The organism is Rhizobium leguminosarum, assembly GCF_010668065.1.
In the GTDB taxonomy this organism is placed as follows: Bacteria; Pseudomonadota; Alphaproteobacteria; order Rhizobiales; family Rhizobiaceae; genus Rhizobium; species Rhizobium leguminosarum_S.
In genome coordinates this window covers 492,266-511,236 of record NZ_WUEN01000004.1, presented here as the reverse complement: position 1 = coordinate 511,236, position 18,971 = coordinate 492,266, and the positions used below count along the sequence as shown (strand labels likewise).

The following is an 18,971-nucleotide window of genomic DNA, read 5'->3' as shown; positions in this document are numbered from 1 at the left end:
TGGACGAAGGCCGGAGCGATTTTCGCCCGGCCTTTTCTAATGAAAAAGCGTCGCCGACGCTGACAGCCAGCGTGCTACCGATCTGCCCGAGAGGGTCAGATCCTGCTGACGAGCCAGTACTTGTCGTCGATCAATTCCTCGAGCTCGACGGGATCCTTGACGCCGAATTCGAACCATTCGACGAGTTCCTTCGCCTTGCGGCCGCTCTCCTCCGCCGTCAGCTCGACCTGATATCTTTCGCACCATCGCCGAAGGATCGACGTCAGCAGCGTCATGTCATTCCCATCCAACGGATCTTTCGGCCAGAATATCGTGCCCATCGTACCCCTCAATCACACGATGACGAACGACCCTATAATGGAATCAAAGTCGCGCAAGTTTAAAGTGTTTATTTTTTGTTTTCCACCGTGCCGAATGGTTTTCGACACGCGATGCGGACGGCCTTTGCGGGCGACAGGCTGAGTCGCTGGAAACGTCCTCACGATCACCCGGGGATGTCCTTGCGGACGTCCACGTGGGCGTGCGATGTTAAGCAATGGATCTGCCGTCTCCCCTTGCCTGGCTGGTTGACGAGGCTGGAGCCTCGCCTGGTCCCGAACGGTTTCTGGCCGAGCTCGGGCGCCGGCTGCTGGCCGACGGACTGCCGCTTTCCGGCGGCACGCTGACGCTTTCGGTGCCGCATCCGATCATTGCGCGGCGCACCTGGTTGTGGCGGGCCGAGACCGGTGCTGTCATCGAGGCGCTGGCCTTTGCCGCGGCTCCGCAGAGCGAGGCCGGGCGCGACTGGCTGACCGGGCTCGGGCCGGTATGGGAAGAGCCAATAGGGCCTTCGCAGGATAGTCCCATGCTCGGCTGGGCGGGTATCGACAACCGGGCAGGGGCCGGCGCATTCGCTCCGGCCGAAGCCGACCGGCTGCGCGAGGTCGCGCGTTTTGCCGCCGCACCGCTCGCAGCGCTCGCGGCGCGCGAGGCGCGGGCAGCCCTGCTCGAAGCCTATCTCGGCCGGCGTAGCGCCGCCCGGGTGCAGGCCGGCGAGCTTGCCCGCGGCACCGGCGAGACCATACGTGCGGCTCTTCTCTGCGCCGATCTGCGCGATTTCACTGCACTTTCGGAGGTGACGGAGCCGCACGCGATGATCGCGACGCTCGACGCATGGTTCGACCGCGTCGCAGGCGCGGTGCACGCCTTCGGCGGCGAGGTGCTGAAATTCATGGGCGACGGCGTGCTGGCGATCTTTCCGGTCACGGGCGCTTCCGACAATGCAGGAAGGGTGGGCCACGGTGACCGGGAAGCCTGCGAGGCAGCTCTCAGGGCGGTTGCTGCCAGCCGTGCCGGCATGGTCCATCTCGACCAGATACGCCAGGCGCAGGGGCTGGCGCCGCTGCCCTTCGGCGCGGCGCTGCATTTCGGCGAGATCCTGTGGGGCAATATCGGCGCAGCCGACCGGCTGGACTTTACCGCCATCGGCCCCGCCGTCAATCTCGTCAGTCGGCTGGAAGGGCTCTGCAAGCCGCTCGGCCGAAGCGTGCTGATCTCGGGCGCGGTTGCGGCGAATACGGCGACGGTGCTCGTGCCGCTCGGAGAGCACAGCTTGCGCGGCATTACCCGGCCTTGCGCGGTCTTCACCCTGCCGGAGAATTGAGCCGCAAGGCAGGGCGCCGTGAGCGGCCTTCGTTTATGCAAAGAAAGCTTTGCAAAGATATCTTTGCAATAGTAGGCTGCCGGCATGAAAAATCCGCGCCCGCAGCCTGCTCACTCAGTCACCGCACCCCGCACCCTCAGCCGGGTCGTGCCCGATCCGACCGCGCTGAAAGCGCTGACGCATCCTGTCCGGCTGAGCATGCTCGGGATGCTCAGGATCGATGGGCCTGCCACGGCGACGCAGCTTGCCGCGCGGCTCGGCCTGAACAGCGGCGCGACGAGCTATCATCTGCGCCAGCTTGCCCAGTACGGCTTCATCGAGGAGGCGCCGCATGCCTCGCGGCGCGACCGCTGGTGGCGCGCCAGCCATGAGCTGACCTCGGTGCCGCCAAGTGAAGCCGAAGGGGAGGCGCTCGATCTCGACATCGCCTTCAACCAGGCTGCACTCTCGCTGCAGGTCGGCCAGATGCAGCAGGCGCTGGAAGAATATGCCGGGCTGCCGGCTAAATGGCGCAAGGCGACGGCTGCCGACGACATCATCATCCCGATGACGGCGGCACAGGCCGAGGCCCTGACGAAACGGCTGAGGGACATCATCCTGGAGGCGATGCGGGCGGCCCCGCCGCTCGGGGAGGCGGCGTCGCAGGAGTCCGGCATGGTTCCCTTCTATGTCATGTTGCACGCCTTTCCCTATCCGGGCCGCGTTCCGCATCGCGAAGGGGAGGATAAGCCGTGAGACGGGGCGGGCCGTTCCTGGCGCTCGCGGCTGCCGAGACATTCTCGCTCTCCGGCACGCGGCTTTCGACCATCGCCATTCCCTGGCTGGTGCTGAGCACGACTGGCAGCCCGGTGCTGACAGGCCTGACGGCAATGATGGAGATGCTGCCCTATGTCATCGCCAAGGCGCTCGGCGGACCGCTGATCGACCGCGCCGGCGCCAAGAGCATCGCTATCATCTGCGACACGGCTTCGGTGCTCGTGGTCGCTCTGGTGCCGCTTCTCGATCTCTTCGGCATGCTTGGCATGCCGGTGCTGCTGCCGCTCGTCTTTGCCATGGGCGTGCTGCGCGGCCCCTCCGATGCGGCCAAGCAGGCGATGGTTCCCGATATCGCCACACTCGCCAATGTACCGCTCGAACGAGTGACCGGCGTTGCGAGCGCCATCGAGCGGCTGGCCTCGACGGCGGGCGCGGCCGGCGCCGGCGCTTTGATCGGGCTGATCGGCCCGGGCCAGGCGCTGCTCGTCAATGCCGCCACCTTCGCCGCCGCCGCGCTGATCGTTGCCGCGGGCATACCCGGGACGCGGCGCGCGCCCGCTCCCGAAACTCGACCGGTCGACCGGGCGTCCTATCTCGAGGATCTGCGCGAAGGCTGGCGCTTTCTGCGCGGCGATGCCGTGCTCGTCAGCATCGTCGCCATGGTGGCGGTCACCAATCTCTTCGACCAAGCCTATCATGCCGTGCTGCTGCCGGTCTGGACACGGGATGCCGGCCATGGCCCGGAGCTGCTCGGTGCGATGTTCGCCGCCTTCGCCGGCGCCTCGATCGCAGGCGCGGCGATTGCAGCGGCGATCGGCGAGCGCATGCCGCGACTGATGGTCTATACGGTGGCCTTCCTGCTGACCGGATTTCCGCGCTTTCTCGTTATTGCGCTGGATGCGCCGCTCTCCCTGATCTTCCTCACCCTGGCAATCGCAGGATTTGCCTCGGGCTTCCTCAATCCGATCCTGTCGGCGGTGATCTTCGAGCGCATCCCCAAGCCGCTGACCGGCCGCGTCACCGCTATGAACGCCGCCCTCTGCTTCGCGCTCATCCCCTTCGGCGGCCTCGTTGGCGGCGCGTTGATCAGTACGATCGGCCTTGCCGCGGCGCTGTTCCTGATGGGGATTGCCTATCTCGCGGCAACGCTTGCGCCGCTGGCGCTGAAGAGCTTTCGCGGGTTTGACAGGGCCTCGCCTGAAGCGTCCAGCTCTAGCCGCGGCCAAGCTCCTCAACCATCAGGTCGATGAAGCGGCGGACACGTGGTTCCAGCAGGCGCTTGTCGGGATAGAGCGTGACGATCTTGGCGTCGTCGGTTTCGAGGTCGGCCAGGATCTGCCGGAGGCGGCCGGCAGCAAGATCGTCGGTGACGAGAAAATCGGGAAGCAGCGCGATGCCCAGCCCCGCCAGGGCGGCGTCGCGGATCGCCTCTCCGCTGTCGAGCCTCAGGCGGCTGCGGCCCTGCGCCTTGATCCAGGAACCGCCTTCCCCGCGAAAGCGCCAGCCCTGCCTTCGATTGCGGCCGGCGAAGATCAGGCAGTCGTGGACCGCGAGATCGTCGATATCGCGGGGCTCGCCGCGCTCGGCAAGGTAGGCTGGCGAGGCGCAGAGCCGTACCTTATAGGTGGCGATCACGCGTGAGACCAGGCGTGTGTCCGTCGCCGTCGCGCCAATCCGGATCGCCAGATCGAAGCCTTCCTCGACGATGTCGGCCGGGCGATCGGTGAAGCTCACTTCGACCTGGATGTTGGGCCAGGCCTGAAGATATTTTTCAAGCAAAGGCAGCACGACAAGCCGCCCGAAGGCATCGGGAACGGTCAGCCGGAGAACGCCTCGCGGCGTGTTGTTCTGCCCCGCAACGCTCGCCTCCGCCTCGTCGACCGATGCAAGAATCTGCAGCCCGCGCTCGTAAAACATCCGGCCTTCATCGGTCAGGCTCAACGTCCTCGTCGTGCGGTTGAGCAGGCGCGCGCCGAGCCGGTCTTCCAGACGGATGACAGCCTTGCCTGCCGCCGAACGCGACAGGCCCATGGCCTGGCCGCCGGCGATAAAGCTTCCGGCATCGACGACGGCCATGAAGATCAGAATATCGTTCAGGTTCGTACGCGGCATCAGGCAACTCGAGCGGTTCGGCTACAGCCATAAGTCGGTCAGTCATGGGATCGATTCAAGGTTCCGACCATCAACGCCCAAGGCGGCCGTAAGGTCCGACCGCTTCGCTTCTGTGTCGACATCCCTTCGTCAAACAACCTGCTATAGCAGCCATCGCACCGGATCGCCGGTCAACAAGGGTGGCGGGGGCACGACAAACAGGCAGGAGACGGACATGGCCGCCAATGCCGGCTGACGCGCGGCCGGCATCGACGTGAGACGATCTGGGTTCTGTCGAAAGGGCTCTGGAAAGCCGGACTACAGCATATCGCCGAGACTCCAATGGTTGTTCCATCGGACGTCGATCTCGTCGTCGACATTCTGATATCTTATGTCGGTGGAGAGGCGCAGCCGCCGGCTGCGGTCCTGGTTGGTGGTCGAGGCGTGGATCATGTAGGGCGAGTGGAGCACCACGTCGCCGGCCTCATAATCGGCGGCGAGCCAGCGGGTGTCGAAGCGCTCCGCCATATCGGGCAGATCCTTCGAGACCCAGCCGCCTTCCGCCATGTGGCGGTTATAGGCACTGACCCGCTCTTCGGCAGAAAGATTGCCGCTTGCTGCCTGGAACTCGGCCTCCATCCTGACGCCCAGGGCGTGCGAGCCTTCGAGATAGACCAGGCCGCCCATCTCGGTGGGGATGTCGCCGATCGGAATCCAGGCCGTCATCAGGCGGCTGGTGCCGCCGCGGAGATAGACGAGATCGTAGTGGGCGGGTGTGGCCGTCGGCGTTCCCGGCTGGACGAAACGCATGATCTTGCGCTTGTGCAGATAGGAGATACCCTGCAGGAAATCGTCCATGAAGCGGGCAAGTGGCGGTTGCGCGCAGAAGCCTTCATAGGCGGCAGAGCGGACGAGCGACATCAGGCGCCGGTCCGCCAGGCTTTTGTCGAAGCCACCGGCAGACGCCAAGCCCAACGAAAAATCGCTTCCGGGCTCGACCAGCCCGGTTTCGGCGAGGCGTTCGAAGACCCAGCGGCGGAAATCGATCACATCGGCCCGCGGCAGAAGGCCTTTCAGCCAGACATAACCATCGTCCTGGTAGCGGCGGCGGATGGCGTCGATGCCGATGCCGGGATCGGTCGGCGCGAGCCAACCGATCCGCTCCGCGGGCAAGGTTCTGCCATTTGCGGCAAGAGGAAATTCCATCTTGCGAGCTTGTATGACCTCCGCAGCAATTGACATTTCACTCCTCCGTCGTTTGAGTTGGCTTGTCATCAATTACCTGATCCGGCAGGCCAACCGACATAGAGGAAATTCATAGCTGGACTTTTCGCTCACCATGAAAGACGCCGAGGCCATCTATAGAACGCCGCTCGGCGCGGCCGGCGGACTGGCAGTCACCGGCAGCGGCAGGCAGCATGCCCGCCGTGCGGTGACGGACCGGAAACTGCCGAGTTTCGCCGTCGTGCTGGTGGAGCGCGGGCAGGGCTGGCTGGAAACCGCCGCCACCGGCCGCATGAGCCTGACCGGACCTGCACTGTTCTGGCTGTTTCCGAACCGTGTGCATTCCTATAGCCCCGGCGAAGGCGGCTGGGACGAGCGCTGGGCGCTTTTCGAAGGGTCGTTCACGCGGGACTTCGTGAGGCTGAGGATCATCGCGGAGCGACATCCCGTCGTGGCCCTGCATCATCTCGACGAGGTGGTGCGGCTCTTCGGCAAGCTTCATGCCGATCTGCTTGACGACACCAACCTCGGGCAGGCGTCGGCGGCATTGATGCTGCATCGCATCGTCATATCAGCCGCCAGAGAGGCAAGCGGCGCGGCCGATCGACGCCAGGAAAGGCTAGATATGGCCGACATCGTGGAAACGCTACGGCGGCGGGCGATGCAACCGTTGGACCTCGCAGCCTTTGCCGCCGAGCACGGCATGTCTCCGGCCACGCTGCGCAGGCGGTTCACGCTCGAGACCGGACTGCCTCCCAAGGCATTTCAGCTTCGGGTGCGCATGGACCATGCCAAACAGCTATTGGCAACCACCGACGAAAAGATCGAAACGGTGGCCGCGATGATCGGCCTGGATGACCCGTTTTATTTTTCGCGGGTCTTTCATGAACGCGAGGGCTGCAGCCCTCGCGAATTCCGTGCGAGATATCCGCGGGTTTGAGAGCCCGGCAGCGGCGGCCGTATCCCGTTTTCACGAAGTCGTGTATGATCACGGGGCGTTGGAGACGACCTTTCATGGCGTCGGCAAAATTTTCGCCGAACCACCAATTACGGCGTGTTACCGGCTGGAAGGTTTCGTTGTCCGATGGGGGAACGTCCGGCTTCGCTCATTCGCGAACGTTCCGGATGGGGAGGGGAAAATGACGTCCAGCGCATTGAACGCCGACCTTGCGTCGTCGAGACCATCCATCATCCATGCGGCGGTTCAATTGGGCCTCGTCGCGCTTCTGGTCTATGTCTGCGCCAGGATCATGTTACCCTTCCTGGGCATTCTGCTTTGGTCTGTGATCCTGGCGGTCATGCTTAATCCCTTGCATCTGCGCCTGTCCGATCGGATCGGCAATCGGTGGTCGGCATTTCTCATCGGGATGGTCGGCGTTGCCGTGGTGCTGGTGCCCATGTTCCTCGTGGTCACATCGCTTGGGTCTTCCATTTACTGGCTTGTTTCCGGCTTGCAGAACCACAGCCTGACGATCCCGCCGCCGCCAGCGTGGCTTGCCGATGTGCCAGCGGTCGGAGCGAAGCTCTCGGCGGGCTGGTCGCTCGCTGCTGCCAACCTGCCGTTGGCGCTCAGTCAATACGGAGAGATGCTGAGCAAGCCTGCTGCGTGGCTCGCATCTTTCGCCGGCGGCCTGGCCACTGGTGGCTTGTCCTTCGTTCTTTCCATCGCGATCGCCGCCGTGCTTGTCGCTTATGCCAAGGGTGCTGCGGCATTTGCCCTCCGTCTGCTGGAGCTCATTACCAACAGCAAGGCGCGGGGTGCCCGGCTCATCCATCTGACCGCCTCAACGATCCGGGGAGTGGCGGTCGGCGTGGTCGGCGTGGCGGTGATCCAGTCGATGCTCGTCGGCATTGGCTTCTTCGCTATCGGCCTTCCCGCTGCCGGTGCTCTGACGCTGGTCACGTTTCTCCTGGCAGTCGTGCAGATACCGCCGCTGCTGCTGACCCTGCCCGTCATGGCCTATGTCTTTGTCACGGAAGCGACAACTCCGGCAATTATCTTCGCCATCTGGTCTTTCGTCGCCGGGCTGAGCGACAATTTGCTCAAACCCTTGATGCTCGGCCGTGGATCGGACGTGCCAATGCCGGTCATCTTGGTGGGTGTCATCGGAGGGATGATCGCCGACGGCCTTCTCGGTATATTTGTCGGCCCTGTGTTGCTGGCCGTCGGCTTCGTGTTGCTGATGGAATGGCTGCATCAGCGCCCGGCCGAGGACGGACCCCAGATCGAAGGTCCGGCCCCATGATTACAGTCATTGGTCTCGGCCTGCTTGCGATGTCGATGTGCCTCGCGCTGCAGGCACTGGCTTCAGTGCTGGCCGCGCGTTATTTTGCTCACGCGCGCACGCAACCCATGGGCCGAAAGCCTTGGCGGACGGTCTTCGTGCAATTCTCGGTCCTGATGATCGTGCTCATGCTGGGCAATATCTTCCAGGTCGCTTTCTGGGCGCTGTTATATCGCGCGCTCGGCGCCTTCGAAGACTTCGAAACGGCCATGTATTTTTCGGGCGTCACTTTCACGTCGCTCGGTTATGGCGATGTCGTGCTCAATGGCCGTATCCGGCTGCTTGCGCCCCTGCAGGCAGCCAACGGGCTGATGATGTTCGGGATCACGACGGCGCTCTTCTTCTCGGCCATCCAGCAGGCCATGGGGAAATTGGCTGCGGCAAATCAAACCGCGCATGAGCCGTAGAGTGCTGTAGCCGGCGAAGACAGCTTGCCGGGAAGGAACATCAGCGCCAACCCATCGCAGGCGCGACATGGGTCAGGATCGCTTCAATGACATGGGCGTTGTAATCGACGCCGAGCTGGTTGGGGACGGTGAGCAACAGCGTGTCGGCCTCGGCGATCGCCTCGTCTTCGGCGAGCTGCTTGATCAGGGCGTCGGGCTCGGCGGCATAGCTGCGACCGAAGATTGCGCGGGTCTTCTCGTCGATGAAGCCGATCTTGTCCTCACCGTCGTTGCCGTAACCGAAATAGGCGCGGTCGCGATCATCGACCAGCGCGAAGATACTGCGGCTTACCGAGATGCGCGGCTGGCGCGTGTGGCCGGCTTCTTTCCAGGCCGCGCGGTATGCCCGGATCTGGTCTGCCTGCTGGACGTGGAAGGGCTCTCCCGTCTCATCATCCTTCAGCGTCGAACTCTGCAGGTTCATGCCGAGCTTGGCCGCCCAGACGGCAGTGGCGTTGGAACTTGCGCCCCACCAGATCCGCTCGCGCAGGCCCTCGGAATGCGGCTCGAGGCGCAAGAGGCCGGGCGGATTGGGAAACATCGGCCGCGGGTTCGGCTTGGCAAACCCTTCGCCGCGCAGCACTTCGAGGAAAACTTCGGCATGGTGGCGGGCCATGTCGGCCTCGCTCTGGCCTTCGGGCGGGGCATAGCCGAAATGGCGCCAGCCATCGATCACCTGTTCGGGCGAACCGCGGCTGATGCCGAGCTGCAGGCGGCCGCCGGCGATGAGGTCGGCCGCACCGGCATCCTCGGCCATATAAAGCGGGTTCTCATAGCGCATGTCGATGACGGCGGTGCCGATCTCGATCCGGTTGGTTCTAGCGCCGACGGCTGATAGCAGCGGGAAGGGTGCGGCCAGCTGTCGGGCGAAATGATGCACGCGAAAATACGCCCCGTTAGCCCCGAGTTCCTCGGCCGCCACCGCAAGCTCGATCGACTGCAGCAGCGCATCGCCGGCTGAGCGCGTCTGCGATTGGGGTGAGGGCGTCCAGTGCCCGAACGAGAGGAAACCGATCTTCTTCATGCCGATGCCGCACCTTGATCTGTTGTATCTGGGGTCGATCGGTCATGGCACAGTTTCGGTCTGGAAGACAATCGGAACCGGATGGCTGCGGCGTATCACTTATCCGGCATTTGGCGTGCTATCCGCCGCTATAACCCACAGAGAGATAGTTACGCCGCGCTAAACCCCTGACATAAACGCGTGCTACAGTCTCCGTCGGCTGCGGCGTGAGCATGGAGTTTTGATGGACCAGCGCAAGGGCTCCTCCTTCGGGGAAATCGACGTCGTCGCAAACTATCGGTACCGTCCGCCTTATCCCGATGCCGTCTTTCGAAAGCTTTTGGCGATCGCTTCGCGGTCGGAGCATCTGCTGGATATCGGTTGCGGACCGGGGAAAATCTCCCGCCCGCTGTCGGGTTCGTTTGGGAGAGTCACGGCGGTTGATCCTTCCGCGCATATGATTGCGCTGGGCAGATCGTTGCCGGGCGGCGACGCTGAGAATATCCGCTGGATCGAAAGTTTCGCCGAGGATTTCCCGACCGATGGCCAACGCTTCGATCTGACGGTCGCAGCAGCCAGTATTCACTGGATGGATCATGCCAGGCTGTTTCGGCATATTCTGGCGAATGCCGCGCCAGGCCATGTCATGGCGGTGGTTTCCGGCGACGACCCGTTCGAGCCTGCGTGGCAATCGGATTGGCATTCATTCCTGGGGACGTGGGTCCCTGAGGTGACCGGCCAGCCTTTCGATCACGGCCGATGGTCCGAGGGCATGCGAAGCTACCAGAGCTATCTTGACCTGCATGGCAGCGAGGACTTCGTATCGGAGCATCCCTTCGAGCAGAGCGTCGAGGATTTCGTATCCTGCCAGCATTCGCGCGACACCTTCGCACCTTCGAAACTCGGCGATCGTATCGCGACCTTCGACGCGGAACTCTCTGAATTGCTACGCGCCTATTCGAATGATGATCGGTTGAGCTTTGTCGTACGCACCAGGATTGTCTGGGGCGAAATCAAGCTGATCTGAGAAGAGACGAGAAGAGGGGGACCAAGGCGCCACTCAGTCTTCTCTCCGCTCGGATAAGAGGGAATCACGCGCCAACATTCTCCATCTGCTGCCGCACGCCATTGAAGACCTGCGCCGGCACGTGCAGCCCGGCATCGTCCTGGTAGAGGGCCTGCAGCTCGCCGAAGCGTTGGTCTACGTCGACCGTCAGCGCGGCGAGACGATCGAAGCGCGCCAAGCCATCCGGAGATATTTCTTCCTCGGGCTGCGGCATCGCTCCCCAATTGTCCCAGGGAAGCATCTCCATGTTGTTGAGGGCGGCGAAATCGCGCACGAGGTTCATGGCGATGAACCACAAACCGGACTCGTCGAAGATGCCGAATTTCCCGGGGTCGGCGGCGCCGGCGCGACAGCGCTGCCAGGTTTCGCCGGCGCTGAGGAATTTGCCCGGCGGCTGGTCGAGGGGATCGAAATCGAGTTTCAAGGCGGCGCGCTGGAGATCGTCGATCTGGAAATCCGCAGAGACCCAGCGCGCTCCATCCCAATATTCGGCGATCCAGTGATCGATGCCCTTGCCGGCCTCAAAATACATGCCGAAGCCGCAGCGGGCACGTGCCGGGACGCCCTGGGCCTTGAGTGCCGCGCAGGCGAGAACGGTGAAATGGCGGCACACACCGATGCTGCGCTTCTCCGGTGGGCGCGGGATGTCGAGCGGGGCGGGATCGATCCCCATGATCGTGTCGAGTATCTCTCGCGTCGGCCGCGTGTGTGACTGCGCCCTTCGCTCCGGGGTCAGCACCTGATCGTAGTGTTGCGCCCAGGCATCATGCAGCAGCGCGCCGTGCACGACGGCGGCAACGGTTTCGACGCCCTTGAGCGCTGCAAGGACGGGGGCATGCGGCCCGGCCGATGTCATCTGGCCGGGGCGCGTGTAGAAATCGACAGGGCTCTCATATCCACTCATGCCGGGCAGTATGATAAAATCAGACCAGCGGAGCAAGGTCCCGCGGGCCATGCGTGAGGCCCGCGAGCGGATCATGGCAGGTCCTTATCGCGCAGCTTCAAGCGGAAGGAGAGGGAATAGCCGTAAGCGGCTGAGCGGGAGTCAGTTTCTGGCTCGGCGGAGCCGTCGAAGCGCCCGAAATCAATAATAGGCCGACTTGAACGGGGTGATTGCCGCGCCCATGGCCGAGGCGTCGCTTGAGATCTCGGAGATGATCAGCTTCGGGCGCGGGCGCTGCACGCCGTAGCGTGGCCGATCGAAATTCTCGGTCCGGTCGATCAGCATCTGTGCCAGAGCGGTGGGAACCTGGCCGCCGAAGACGATTGCCTGCGGATCGAAAACGGCCCAGATCGCATTGATCAGGCGGCTATAGGCGGGCGTGACCTCGTCCACCCATTCCGCGACACCTGGCCATTTCGGGTCGAAATGCTTGCGCATGTAGCTGATCGAGGGAACGTCTACGCCGTTGCGGTTGAGTTTTTCGATCAGCCACTGCAAGGCCGGCCGGCGTTTGGTTTCCTCGGCGTCGTACATCCCCGAGAATTCGCCGGCATTGCCGATGCCGCCCAGCAGCAGTTCGCCGTCACTGATCAGGCCACCGCCAAAGCCGTAGTTGAAGCTCAGATAGGCAAAGTGCTTGATATAGCGGCCGACGCCGAACATGGATTCGGCGATGGCTCCCGTCTTGCCGCCGTTGCGCACCCAGGCGGGCTTGCCGAAAAATTCCGTGAGCAGCGGGCCGAGCTCAATCAGCGACCATTCATGCAGCGGGAGGGGCGCATTGTAGCGGGTGCCGCTGATGTGAAAGCCGGCAATGGCAAAGCCGATACCGAAGAAGGCCTCTTCGGAAAGATTGTTCACCCTCTGGTGTTCGATCAGCTGCTCGCGAACCAGATCGAGCGACTGGGCCATGGTGCGTTCGCGCAAGGCGACGCTGCTTTCGGCGAGCACATTGCCTGATATATCCATCAAGCAGATGCCGATGATGTCGGTATTGACCGAGATGCCGCAGGAATAAGCGTAGCGGCCGTCGAGCCGGAGTGTCGGGCTCGGCTGGCCGCGGCCGGTGCCGGGTTTCGGCGAGCCGAAGGAGACGATGCCGCGTTCCTCCAGCTGGTCGATGATGCGGTAGACGGATTGCTGGGTGAGATCGGTGTGGGCGGTGACTTCCGATCGGGAAAGGCCGGGATGACGCCAGATCAGCTTTAGCAGGTCTCGTTCGTTCGGCGAGACGACGCCGCCGCCTTCGCGCAGGAAGCGCATCGCGATCAGTGTCTCCGGAAAGTAGGCCATATCAACACTTCCCTCGTTAAAAATTACTACAGAGGTGTAGTAATAATTTTTGGTGCTTCCGGCTGTCGGGTGCGTTCACGCTTTATCAGCGGCCTCTCTTCGCATCAAGTGTCACGTGCTCGTCACTAAATTGTTACACGCAATGTGTAATAAATGCGCCGTCACGGAGCCGGGCTCGAACCCGGCTATCAAAACAGGCGAGGGCAATGATGAAGATTTCCATCCTGGCGGCTGCTGCCGCGCTGATGGCGGGCGCGTGTTCTGCGCAGGCCGCCAATATCGAATTCTGGTACGGCAATACGGGTGTCGTCGAAAAGGCGATCCAGGACCAGTGCGCCGCTTTCAATGCCGCGCAATCCGAGCATCGCATCACCTGCGTCGGCCAGGGCAGCTACGAAGTGTCGATGCAGAAGGCGATTGCCGCCTTCCGCGCCAACAAGCATCCCGTCCTCATCCAGTTCTTCGACGCCGGCACGCTCGACCTGATGCTGTCGGATGCCGTCGTTCCGGTCCAGGACGTGCTGCCCGAGGTCAAGTGGGACAATTATATCGCCGGCGCCCGGGCCTATTACGAAACCTCCGGCGGCAAGCTTTTCGCCCAGCCCTACAATTCCTCGACGCTGCTGTTCTACACCAACAAGACCGAGCTGCAGAAAGCCGGCGTCACCAAGACGCCTGCGACCTGGGAAGAGATCATCGAGGCCGCCCGCAAGCTGAAGGCTTCGGGTCATGCCTGCCCCTTCACCACCGATGGCGACACCTGGCGCGTGCTCGAACAGTTTTCCGCCCGCCATGGCCTGCCGATTGCTTCGCGGCATAACGGCTATGATGGTCTCGACGCCGAATATGTGTTCAACACCACCTTCGCCGCCAAGCATCTCCAGAACCTGATCGACTGGCGCAAGGAAGGCCTCGTCAAGCTCAATGCCGATACCAAGGCCGGCAACTTCACCGCCGCCTTCAACACCGGCGAATGCGCGATGATGGAGAATTCCTCGGGTTCCTATACCGCCTCGGCCAAGGCGTTCGAAGGCAAATACGAACTGTCAGTCGGCATGGCGCCGATGTATGAGGGTTACGAGCGCCACAACACGCTCGTCGGCGGTGCCTCGATCTACATCATGAAGGGTCACGACAAGGCCGAGGTCGAAGGCGCCAAGGCCTTCCTCGACTTCCTGCGTCGTCCCGAACAGCAGATGTTCCTCACCGCCGCCACCGGCTACGTCCCCGTCACCAACGATGTGATGGATGCGATCGCCAAGAGCGGCGAGGCGAACGCGCCGAAATATGCGACGGCCGCCGTCGGCATCGAGTCGATGAACCAGCCGCGCACGCCGGATACCCGCGGCATCCGTCTCGGCTTCTACGTGCAGTTCCGCCAGGTGTTCATGGAAGAGACGCAGAAGGCCTTTGCCGGCCAGGAGACCATGCAGGCGGCGCTCGACAATGCCAAGAAGCGCGGCGACGAGTTGCTGCGCCGCTTCGAGCAGACCTACAAGGGCGTGAGGATGCAGTGATCCCGACATCTCACGCGCGGGACGTTTGAACGTCCCGCGCTCCCGTGCGGTCTTCCAATGCAGGGCTTCTCCATGACGTCGGAATCTTCTCTCTTCAGCCATCGCTGGCTGCCGCTTCTGCTGGTAGCGCCGCTCATGCTGCTGATTGCGCTCTTCTTCTACGTGCCGGTTTTTCAAGCCTTCTACTGGTCGTTCTTCCTCGAGCGCCCCTTCGGCGGCGGCTCGATGTTTGTCGGCTGGGATAATTTTGCCCGCGTGTTCTCCGATCCGGAGTTCTGGAAGAGCTGTTGGCGCACCATCGTCTTCATGGTCACTGCCTCAGCGCTTGCGGTGGTGGTCCCGCTGATCCTTGCGGTCGCGGCCGACCGGAAGATTCGCCTGTCGCTGCCGGCGCGTAATGTGCTCGTCTGGCCGAAGGGGGTTGCCGGCGCCTCGATCGGCGTCGTCTTCGCCTTCATCTTCAATCCCTTCGTCGGCGTGCTCGCGCCACTCAACTCAGCCTTTCCCGGCATCTGGGCGCCTGGCATCAACGGCACGGATGCCTTCATCACGCTGATCGCCGCGCATGTCTGGAGCGGCATCCCGTTCAATTTCGTCATCCTGCTCGCCGGCCTGCAGTCGATCCCGAAGACCATGCACCAGGCAGCCGCAATGGATGGGGCAGGGCCGTGGCGGCGCATCTTCGACGTGCAACTGCCGCTCATCATGCCGCAACTCTTCCTGACGCTGGTGCTCGAGTTCACCGAAAGCGTCACCTCGGCTTTCGCGCTGATCGATACGATCACCCATGGTGGTCCCGGCGGCGCCACCACGCTGCTGGTCTATAAGATCTATACCGACGGCTTCAGCGGCTACGACCTCTCCGGCGCCTCGACCCAGACGGCGATCCTGATGGTCTTCGTTGTCCTCCTCACCGCCGCCCAATTCCTCTTCCTTGGCCGGCGCATCAACTACGAGCGGTGACCCCATGATCGAAAACGCACGTTCCCTCAACATCGCTGCCGGCTTCGTGCTCATCGTCGGCATCGCCTATATCCTCGGGCCGCTCTATCTGACGCTGGCGACAGCCTCGCAGTCCTATGAATTCATCCTGCGCAACGGGCTCGCCTGGTATCCCGGCGACCAGTTTTTCACCAATGCGGCGCACATCTTCACCGAGACGCACATCCCGGTTCAGATGCTGAACAGTCTGGTGGTCGCCTTTGGCGATGCATTCGCGACCTGCGTCCTGTCGCTTCTGTCGGCCTATGCCATCGTCTATTTCAGGGTTCGCTGGGCGGGCGTGGTCTTCGCGCTCATCCTTGTGACCATCATGCTGCCGATCGAGATCCGCGTCATCACCACCTACCAGGTGGCGTCGAACGTGTTTTCGCCGGTCAACGCGCTGCTCGATATCACCGGCCTGAACGGGCTGATCGCCGACTATTTCGGCGCGCCGGTGAAGCTCGAATGGAGCGTGCTGAACACGCATTTCGGCCTGATCGCGCCGCTTGTGGCGCATGGCACCGGTACCTTCCTGTTCCGCCAGTTCTTCCTCACCCTGCCCAAGGATCTGTTCAAGGCGGCGCGCATGGATGGGGCAGGGCCGATCCGCTTTCTCTTCGATATCCTGCTGCCCTTGTCGCGCACCAGCTTCGCCGCGCTCTTCGTGCTGACCTTCCTCAGCGGCTGGACGCAATATCTCTGGCCGCTGGTCGCCGCCTCGACGTCAGACATGCAGACCGCCGTCGTCGGGCTGGCGCGGCTCGTGCCGGATTCGGACGGAGAGATCCCCGACTTTCCGATGATCATGGCCGGCGCCGTCATCGTTTCCATCATTCCGCTCGCGATGATCGCGCTCCTGCAGCGCTATCTGGTCCAGGGCCTCGCTCTCACGGAGAAATAGGCATGAACGCCATCGACATGGCCATCCGCGCCGCTGCCGCCAACATCACGCTATCAGGCGTCACCAAGGCCTATGACGCCGAGACCGTCGTCATCCCGCCGATGGATGTCGAACTCCGAGCCGGCGAATTCACCGTCGTGCTCGGTCCCTCCGGCTGCGGCAAGTCCACGCTGTTGCAGATGATCGCCGGGCTGGAGCGGGTGAGCGGCGGCACGATCGTCATCGGCGGCCGGCAGGTGCAGGATCTGGAGCCGAAACATCGCGGCTGCGCCATGGTGTTCCAGAACTATGCGCTCTACCCGCATATGAGCGTCTTCGACAACATCGCCTACAGCCTCAAGGTATCAGGCATGGCGAAGGCCGAGCGCATCGAGCGGGTCGGCGCGGTGGCGAAGATGCTCGGGCTGTCGGACTTCCTCGGCCGCAAGCCCGGGCAGCTTTCCGGCGGCCAACGCCAGCGCGTCGCGATCGGCCGCGCCATCGTACGCGAGCCCGGCGTGCTTCTATTCGACGAGCCGCTCTCCAACCTCGACGCTCAGCTCAGGCACGACATGCGTGTCGAGCTTGCCGAACTGCACCGGCGCATCGGCGCCACCACCGTCTTCGTCACCCACGATCAGGTGGAGGCGATGACGCTGGCGGACCGCATCCTCATCCTCAACAAGGGGCGGATCGAACAGTTCGACACGCCGAAAGCGATCTATCACCAGCCGGCCTCGGTCTTCGTCGCCAAATTCATCGGCGCGCCGCCGATGAACATTCTGCCGGTCATCGGCGACGGCACGGTGCTCAGGCTCGCCGACGGGCAGGTGGTGGCGCAAGCCCGGCTTACCGGCGCCTATCAGCTCGGCATCCGGCCCGAGGATATCCTGATCGGTGGCGGGGTCGACGGACAGGTGCTCACGTCCGCCCTGCGGTTTCGCGAGGATCTCGGCTCGCACGCGATCCTGGCAGCCGAGCTCGGCGGCTCGGTCGTCAGGATCGCGACGCCCTTCGGCGTCGAGATATCGGACCGCAGCCAACTCTTTCTCAATCTCCCGGCTTCCCGCCTGCATCTCTTCGATGCAGCGAGCGGCAGGGCCATACCCGGCGCTCTCAGCGCAAACTAAAGGAAGTCCCATGAAATACATCGACCACATTGCCGACCCGTCGCGCCCCTGCGCCATCGTCGCCCATCGCGGCGCCTGGCATCATGCTCCCGAAAACAGCCTTGCCGCGATCGAGAATGCGATCGCCGGCGACTATGACATCGTCGAGGTGGATATCCGCCAGAGCGCCGATGGCGTGCTGTTCATCCTGCATGACGACACGCTTGAGCGCATGGCCGGCATCGATCGCATCCCCGAGGAGATGACGATCGCCGAGATCACCAGCCTGCGGCTGCGCATGGCCGATGGCGGGCCGGACCAGCCGTTCACGACGCAGACCGTTCCGACGCTGGAACAGGTGCTCGAAACCGTACGTGGCCGCATCTTCGTCGATCTCGACCTCAAGGACCTCGAGATGATGAGCATCGTCGCGGCCAAGGTCAAAGAGATGGGGATGGCCGACCAGGTCGATCTCAAGGCTCGCGCCGACACGCCGGAGGCGCTGGCTTGGCTCGCCAGGCAGCCCGGGATCGACGGCATTCCGTTCATGGGCCAGGCGTTCTTCAGGGTCGGGAGCGCCGAAGAGACCGCCAAGGCAATCATCGCGGCGCGCCCCTTCATGTGCGAAGCCAAGTTCGATGCGCTTGAGACCCTGGCCGGCCAGCACGCGCGTCTGCGCAACGCCGGGATCTCCCTCTGGGTCAACACGCTCGATCCGGTCTCCTGCTGCGGCTTGACCGATAGTGCGGCCCTTGAAGATCCCGATGCGATCTGGGGTCGGATGATGGCGGCCGGCATCAGCGTCATCCAGACCGACCAGCCCGCCGCGCTTAAGGCCTATATCGAGGCGCGCCGCGCATGAGGGACGTGTCGGACGACATATTCTTCGCCGTGATGGAGGATATGCGCCGGGCGGCGGAGGCGGAAGTCCTGCCCCGCTTCCTCGGCGTCACCGCCGAGGGCATTCGCACCAAGACCGCGCCTGACGATCTGGTGACCGATGCCGATATCGGTGCCGAGCGGCGGCTCACCGAAGCGCTGTCGGCGCACTTTCCCGAGGCGCTGCTGGTCGGCGAGGAAGCGGTCTCCGCCGATCCGTCGATTCTGACGCGTCTTGGCGACGCCGATCTCGCCGTCATCATCGATCCTGTCGACGGCACCTGGAATTTCGCCCATGGCGTGCCGCTGTTCGGCATGATCGTGGCGATCGTCTCGGGCGGCGAGACGGTGGCCGGGCTGATCCACTATCCCGTAACCGGTGATTTCCTTGCCGCCCGGCTGGGGCAGAGCGCATGGCACATCGCCCGCGATGGCACGCGGACCCGGCTCAGCGTCGCGCCGCCAGGGCCGATCGGGGAAATGCACGGCTTCGTGCCGCTGCATATGTTCCCCGCCGAGGAGCAGCCGGTCTACGCTCGGAGCCTGCTGCACTTTGCCCGCACCACCACATGGCGCTGCTCGGCCTATGAATACCGGGCGGTGGCATCAGGCGCTATGAGTTTTTCGCTCAACGCCGAGCTCAAACCCTGGGACCACGCCGCCGGCGTGCTGATCCATCACGAAGCCGGCGGCTATGGGGCATTGCTCAGCGGCGAAGCCTATCGTCCTGCGATGACCAAGGGCCGGCTGCTGCTGGCGCCGGATGTGGAAAGCTGGGAGGCGATCCGGCGGGGTTTTGTCGAGGGGTGATAGCTCGGCGCGTTGGCGGAAAGTCTGGCAAGGGCACTCACTC

At 63.4% G+C, this 18,971-nt stretch carries 19 protein-coding genes; 13 read left to right on the top strand and 6 right to left on the bottom strand.

Annotation, left to right across the window (positions count from 1 at the left end):
* Positions 1-95: 95 nt before the first annotated feature.
* On the bottom strand, positions 96-320 hold the full coding sequence (locus GR198_RS14640) for a hypothetical protein (protein ID WP_029870399.1): 225 nt from the start codon (positions 318-320) through the stop codon (positions 96-98).
* 215 nt (positions 321-535) lie between these two features.
* Between GR198_RS14640 and GR198_RS14635 the strand changes: the two genes are divergently transcribed.
* The 3 genes from GR198_RS14635 to GR198_RS14625 all read left to right on the top strand — a co-directional run bounded on the left by GR198_RS14635 (position 536) and on the right by GR198_RS14625 (position 3,648).
* Positions 536-1,642 (top strand): adenylate/guanylate cyclase domain-containing protein, encoded by a 1,107-nt coding sequence (locus tag GR198_RS14635; RefSeq protein ID WP_029870400.1) that lies wholly within the window; start codon positions 536-538, stop codon positions 1,640-1,642.
* 84 nt (positions 1,643-1,726) lie between these two features.
* Complete coding sequence (locus tag GR198_RS14630; protein WP_029870401.1) at positions 1,727-2,377, top strand: winged helix-turn-helix domain-containing protein; 651 nt, start codon at positions 1,727-1,729, stop codon at positions 2,375-2,377.
* Positions 2,374-3,648 (top strand): MFS transporter, encoded by a 1,275-nt coding sequence (locus GR198_RS14625; protein ID WP_029870402.1) that lies wholly within the window; start codon positions 2,374-2,376, stop codon positions 3,646-3,648. Before GR198_RS14630 ends, GR198_RS14625 begins: the two co-directional genes overlap by 4 nt.
* Here the strand turns inward: GR198_RS14625 and GR198_RS14620 are convergent.
* Together GR198_RS14620 and GR198_RS14615 are read right to left on the bottom strand one after the other, a co-directional pair.
* The gene (locus GR198_RS14620; RefSeq protein WP_029870403.1) at positions 3,611-4,510 is read right to left on the bottom strand and encodes a LysR family transcriptional regulator; all 900 of its coding nucleotides are present in this window, start codon (positions 4,508-4,510) and stop codon (positions 3,611-3,613) included. The genes GR198_RS14625 and GR198_RS14620 overlap by 38 nt on opposite strands.
* 297 nt (positions 4,511-4,807) lie before the next feature.
* Positions 4,808-5,731, bottom strand: coding sequence for a phytanoyl-CoA dioxygenase family protein (locus GR198_RS14615; RefSeq protein ID WP_164069160.1), 924 nt, complete (start codon positions 5,729-5,731; stop codon positions 4,808-4,810).
* Between the two features lie 97 nt (positions 5,732-5,828).
* Between GR198_RS14615 and GR198_RS14610 the strand changes: the two genes are divergently transcribed.
* The 3 genes from GR198_RS14610 (at position 5,829) to GR198_RS14600 (ending at position 8,405) form a co-directional block, all read left to right on the top strand.
* Positions 5,829-6,653 (top strand): helix-turn-helix transcriptional regulator, encoded by an 825-nt coding sequence (locus GR198_RS14610; protein ID WP_029870406.1) that lies wholly within the window; start codon positions 5,829-5,831, stop codon positions 6,651-6,653.
* A gap of 199 nt (positions 6,654-6,852) precedes the next feature.
* Complete coding sequence (locus GR198_RS14605; protein ID WP_029870407.1) at positions 6,853-7,959, top strand: AI-2E family transporter; 1,107 nt, start codon at positions 6,853-6,855, stop codon at positions 7,957-7,959.
* On the top strand, positions 7,956-8,405 hold the full coding sequence (locus GR198_RS14600; protein WP_029870408.1) for a potassium channel family protein: 450 nt from the start codon (positions 7,956-7,958) through the stop codon (positions 8,403-8,405). The genes GR198_RS14605 and GR198_RS14600 overlap by 4 nt, the downstream gene beginning before the upstream one ends.
* 40 nt (positions 8,406-8,445) lie before the next feature.
* Here GR198_RS14600 and GR198_RS14595 read toward each other — a convergent pair whose 3' ends face one another.
* Positions 8,446-9,468: an LLM class flavin-dependent oxidoreductase gene (locus GR198_RS14595; RefSeq protein ID WP_029870409.1), complete on the bottom strand. Its 1,023-nt coding sequence runs from the start codon at positions 9,466-9,468 to the stop codon at positions 8,446-8,448.
* A 223-nt stretch (positions 9,469-9,691) separates the two neighbouring features.
* On the opposite strand from GR198_RS14595, the gene GR198_RS14590 reads away from it, so the two are divergent.
* On the top strand, positions 9,692-10,474 hold the full coding sequence (locus GR198_RS14590; RefSeq protein ID WP_029870410.1) for a class I SAM-dependent methyltransferase: 783 nt from the start codon (positions 9,692-9,694) through the stop codon (positions 10,472-10,474).
* A gap of 64 nt (positions 10,475-10,538) precedes the next feature.
* Here the strand turns inward: GR198_RS14590 and GR198_RS14585 are convergent, their stop codons facing one another.
* Complete coding sequence (locus GR198_RS14585) at positions 10,539-11,417, bottom strand: transglutaminase-like domain-containing protein (protein ID WP_029870411.1); 879 nt, start codon at positions 11,415-11,417, stop codon at positions 10,539-10,541.
* A 180-nt stretch (positions 11,418-11,597) separates the two neighbouring features.
* The gene (locus GR198_RS14580) at positions 11,598-12,749 is read right to left on the bottom strand and encodes an ROK family transcriptional regulator (protein WP_029870412.1); all 1,152 of its coding nucleotides are present in this window, start codon (positions 12,747-12,749) and stop codon (positions 11,598-11,600) included.
* Positions 12,750-12,958: 209 nt separating this feature from the next.
* Between GR198_RS14580 and GR198_RS14575 the strand changes: the two genes are divergently transcribed.
* The 6 genes from GR198_RS14575 (at position 12,959) to GR198_RS14550 (ending at position 18,928) form a co-directional block, all read left to right on the top strand.
* Positions 12,959-14,266: an extracellular solute-binding protein gene (locus GR198_RS14575; protein WP_029870413.1), complete on the top strand. Its 1,308-nt coding sequence runs from the start codon at positions 12,959-12,961 to the stop codon at positions 14,264-14,266.
* Between the two features lie 72 nt (positions 14,267-14,338).
* A complete protein-coding gene (locus GR198_RS14570) occupies positions 14,339-15,229 on the top strand; it encodes a carbohydrate ABC transporter permease (protein WP_029870414.1) in 891 nt (296 codons plus the stop codon).
* A gap of 4 nt (positions 15,230-15,233) precedes the next feature.
* Complete coding sequence (locus GR198_RS14565; protein WP_029870415.1) at positions 15,234-16,151, top strand: ABC transporter permease subunit; 918 nt, start codon at positions 15,234-15,236, stop codon at positions 16,149-16,151.
* A gap of 2 nt (positions 16,152-16,153) precedes the next feature.
* Entirely contained in the window at positions 16,154-17,260 is a 1,107-nt protein-coding gene (locus tag GR198_RS14560) for an ABC transporter ATP-binding protein (protein WP_029870416.1), read from the top strand.
* Between the two features lie 10 nt (positions 17,261-17,270).
* Entirely contained in the window at positions 17,271-18,101 is an 831-nt protein-coding gene (locus GR198_RS14555; protein WP_029870417.1) for a glycerophosphodiester phosphodiesterase family protein, read from the top strand.
* Positions 18,098-18,928, top strand: a complete 831-nt coding sequence (locus tag GR198_RS14550; RefSeq protein ID WP_164069159.1) for an inositol monophosphatase family protein — start codon at positions 18,098-18,100, stop codon at positions 18,926-18,928. The genes GR198_RS14555 and GR198_RS14550 overlap by 4 nt, the downstream gene beginning before the upstream one ends.
* The last annotated feature ends 43 nt before the right edge of the window (positions 18,929-18,971 follow it).

What these genes read in the sequence shown, in the direction of transcription:
- GR198_RS14640 (WP_029870399.1), bottom strand. Translation starts at nt 320, where the DNA reads ATGGGCACGATATTCTGGCCGAAAGATCCGTTGGATGGGAATGACATG.
- GR198_RS14635 (WP_029870400.1), top strand. Translation starts at nt 536, where the DNA reads ATGGATCTGCCGTCTCCCCTTGCCTGGCTGGTTGACGAGGCTGGAGCC.
- GR198_RS14630 (WP_029870401.1), top strand. Translation starts at nt 1,727, where the DNA reads ATGAAAAATCCGCGCCCGCAGCCTGCTCACTCAGTCACCGCACCCCGC.
- GR198_RS14620 (WP_029870403.1), bottom strand. Translation starts at nt 4,510, where the DNA reads ATGCCGCGTACGAACCTGAACGATATTCTGATCTTCATGGCCGTCGTC.
- GR198_RS14615 (WP_164069160.1), bottom strand. Translation starts at nt 5,731, where the DNA reads ATGTCAATTGCTGCGGAGGTCATACAAGCTCGCAAGATGGAATTTCCT.
- GR198_RS14610 (WP_029870406.1), top strand. Translation starts at nt 5,829, where the DNA reads ATGAAAGACGCCGAGGCCATCTATAGAACGCCGCTCGGCGCGGCCGGC.
- GR198_RS14605 (WP_029870407.1), top strand. Translation starts at nt 6,853, where the DNA reads ATGACGTCCAGCGCATTGAACGCCGACCTTGCGTCGTCGAGACCATCC.
- GR198_RS14600 (WP_029870408.1), top strand. Translation starts at nt 7,956, where the DNA reads ATGATTACAGTCATTGGTCTCGGCCTGCTTGCGATGTCGATGTGCCTC.
- GR198_RS14595 (WP_029870409.1), bottom strand. Translation starts at nt 9,468, where the DNA reads ATGAAGAAGATCGGTTTCCTCTCGTTCGGGCACTGGACGCCCTCACCC.
- GR198_RS14590 (WP_029870410.1), top strand. Translation starts at nt 9,692, where the DNA reads ATGGACCAGCGCAAGGGCTCCTCCTTCGGGGAAATCGACGTCGTCGCA.
- GR198_RS14585 (WP_029870411.1), bottom strand. Translation starts at nt 11,417, where the DNA reads ATGAGTGGATATGAGAGCCCTGTCGATTTCTACACGCGCCCCGGCCAG.
- GR198_RS14580 (WP_029870412.1), bottom strand. Translation starts at nt 12,749, where the DNA reads ATGGCCTACTTTCCGGAGACACTGATCGCGATGCGCTTCCTGCGCGAA.
- GR198_RS14575 (WP_029870413.1), top strand. Translation starts at nt 12,959, where the DNA reads ATGAAGATTTCCATCCTGGCGGCTGCTGCCGCGCTGATGGCGGGCGCG.
- GR198_RS14570 (WP_029870414.1), top strand. Translation starts at nt 14,339, where the DNA reads ATGACGTCGGAATCTTCTCTCTTCAGCCATCGCTGGCTGCCGCTTCTG.
- GR198_RS14565 (WP_029870415.1), top strand. Translation starts at nt 15,234, where the DNA reads ATGATCGAAAACGCACGTTCCCTCAACATCGCTGCCGGCTTCGTGCTC.
- GR198_RS14560 (WP_029870416.1), top strand. Translation starts at nt 16,154, where the DNA reads ATGAACGCCATCGACATGGCCATCCGCGCCGCTGCCGCCAACATCACG.
- GR198_RS14555 (WP_029870417.1), top strand. Translation starts at nt 17,271, where the DNA reads ATGAAATACATCGACCACATTGCCGACCCGTCGCGCCCCTGCGCCATC.
- GR198_RS14550 (WP_164069159.1), top strand. Translation starts at nt 18,098, where the DNA reads ATGAGGGACGTGTCGGACGACATATTCTTCGCCGTGATGGAGGATATG.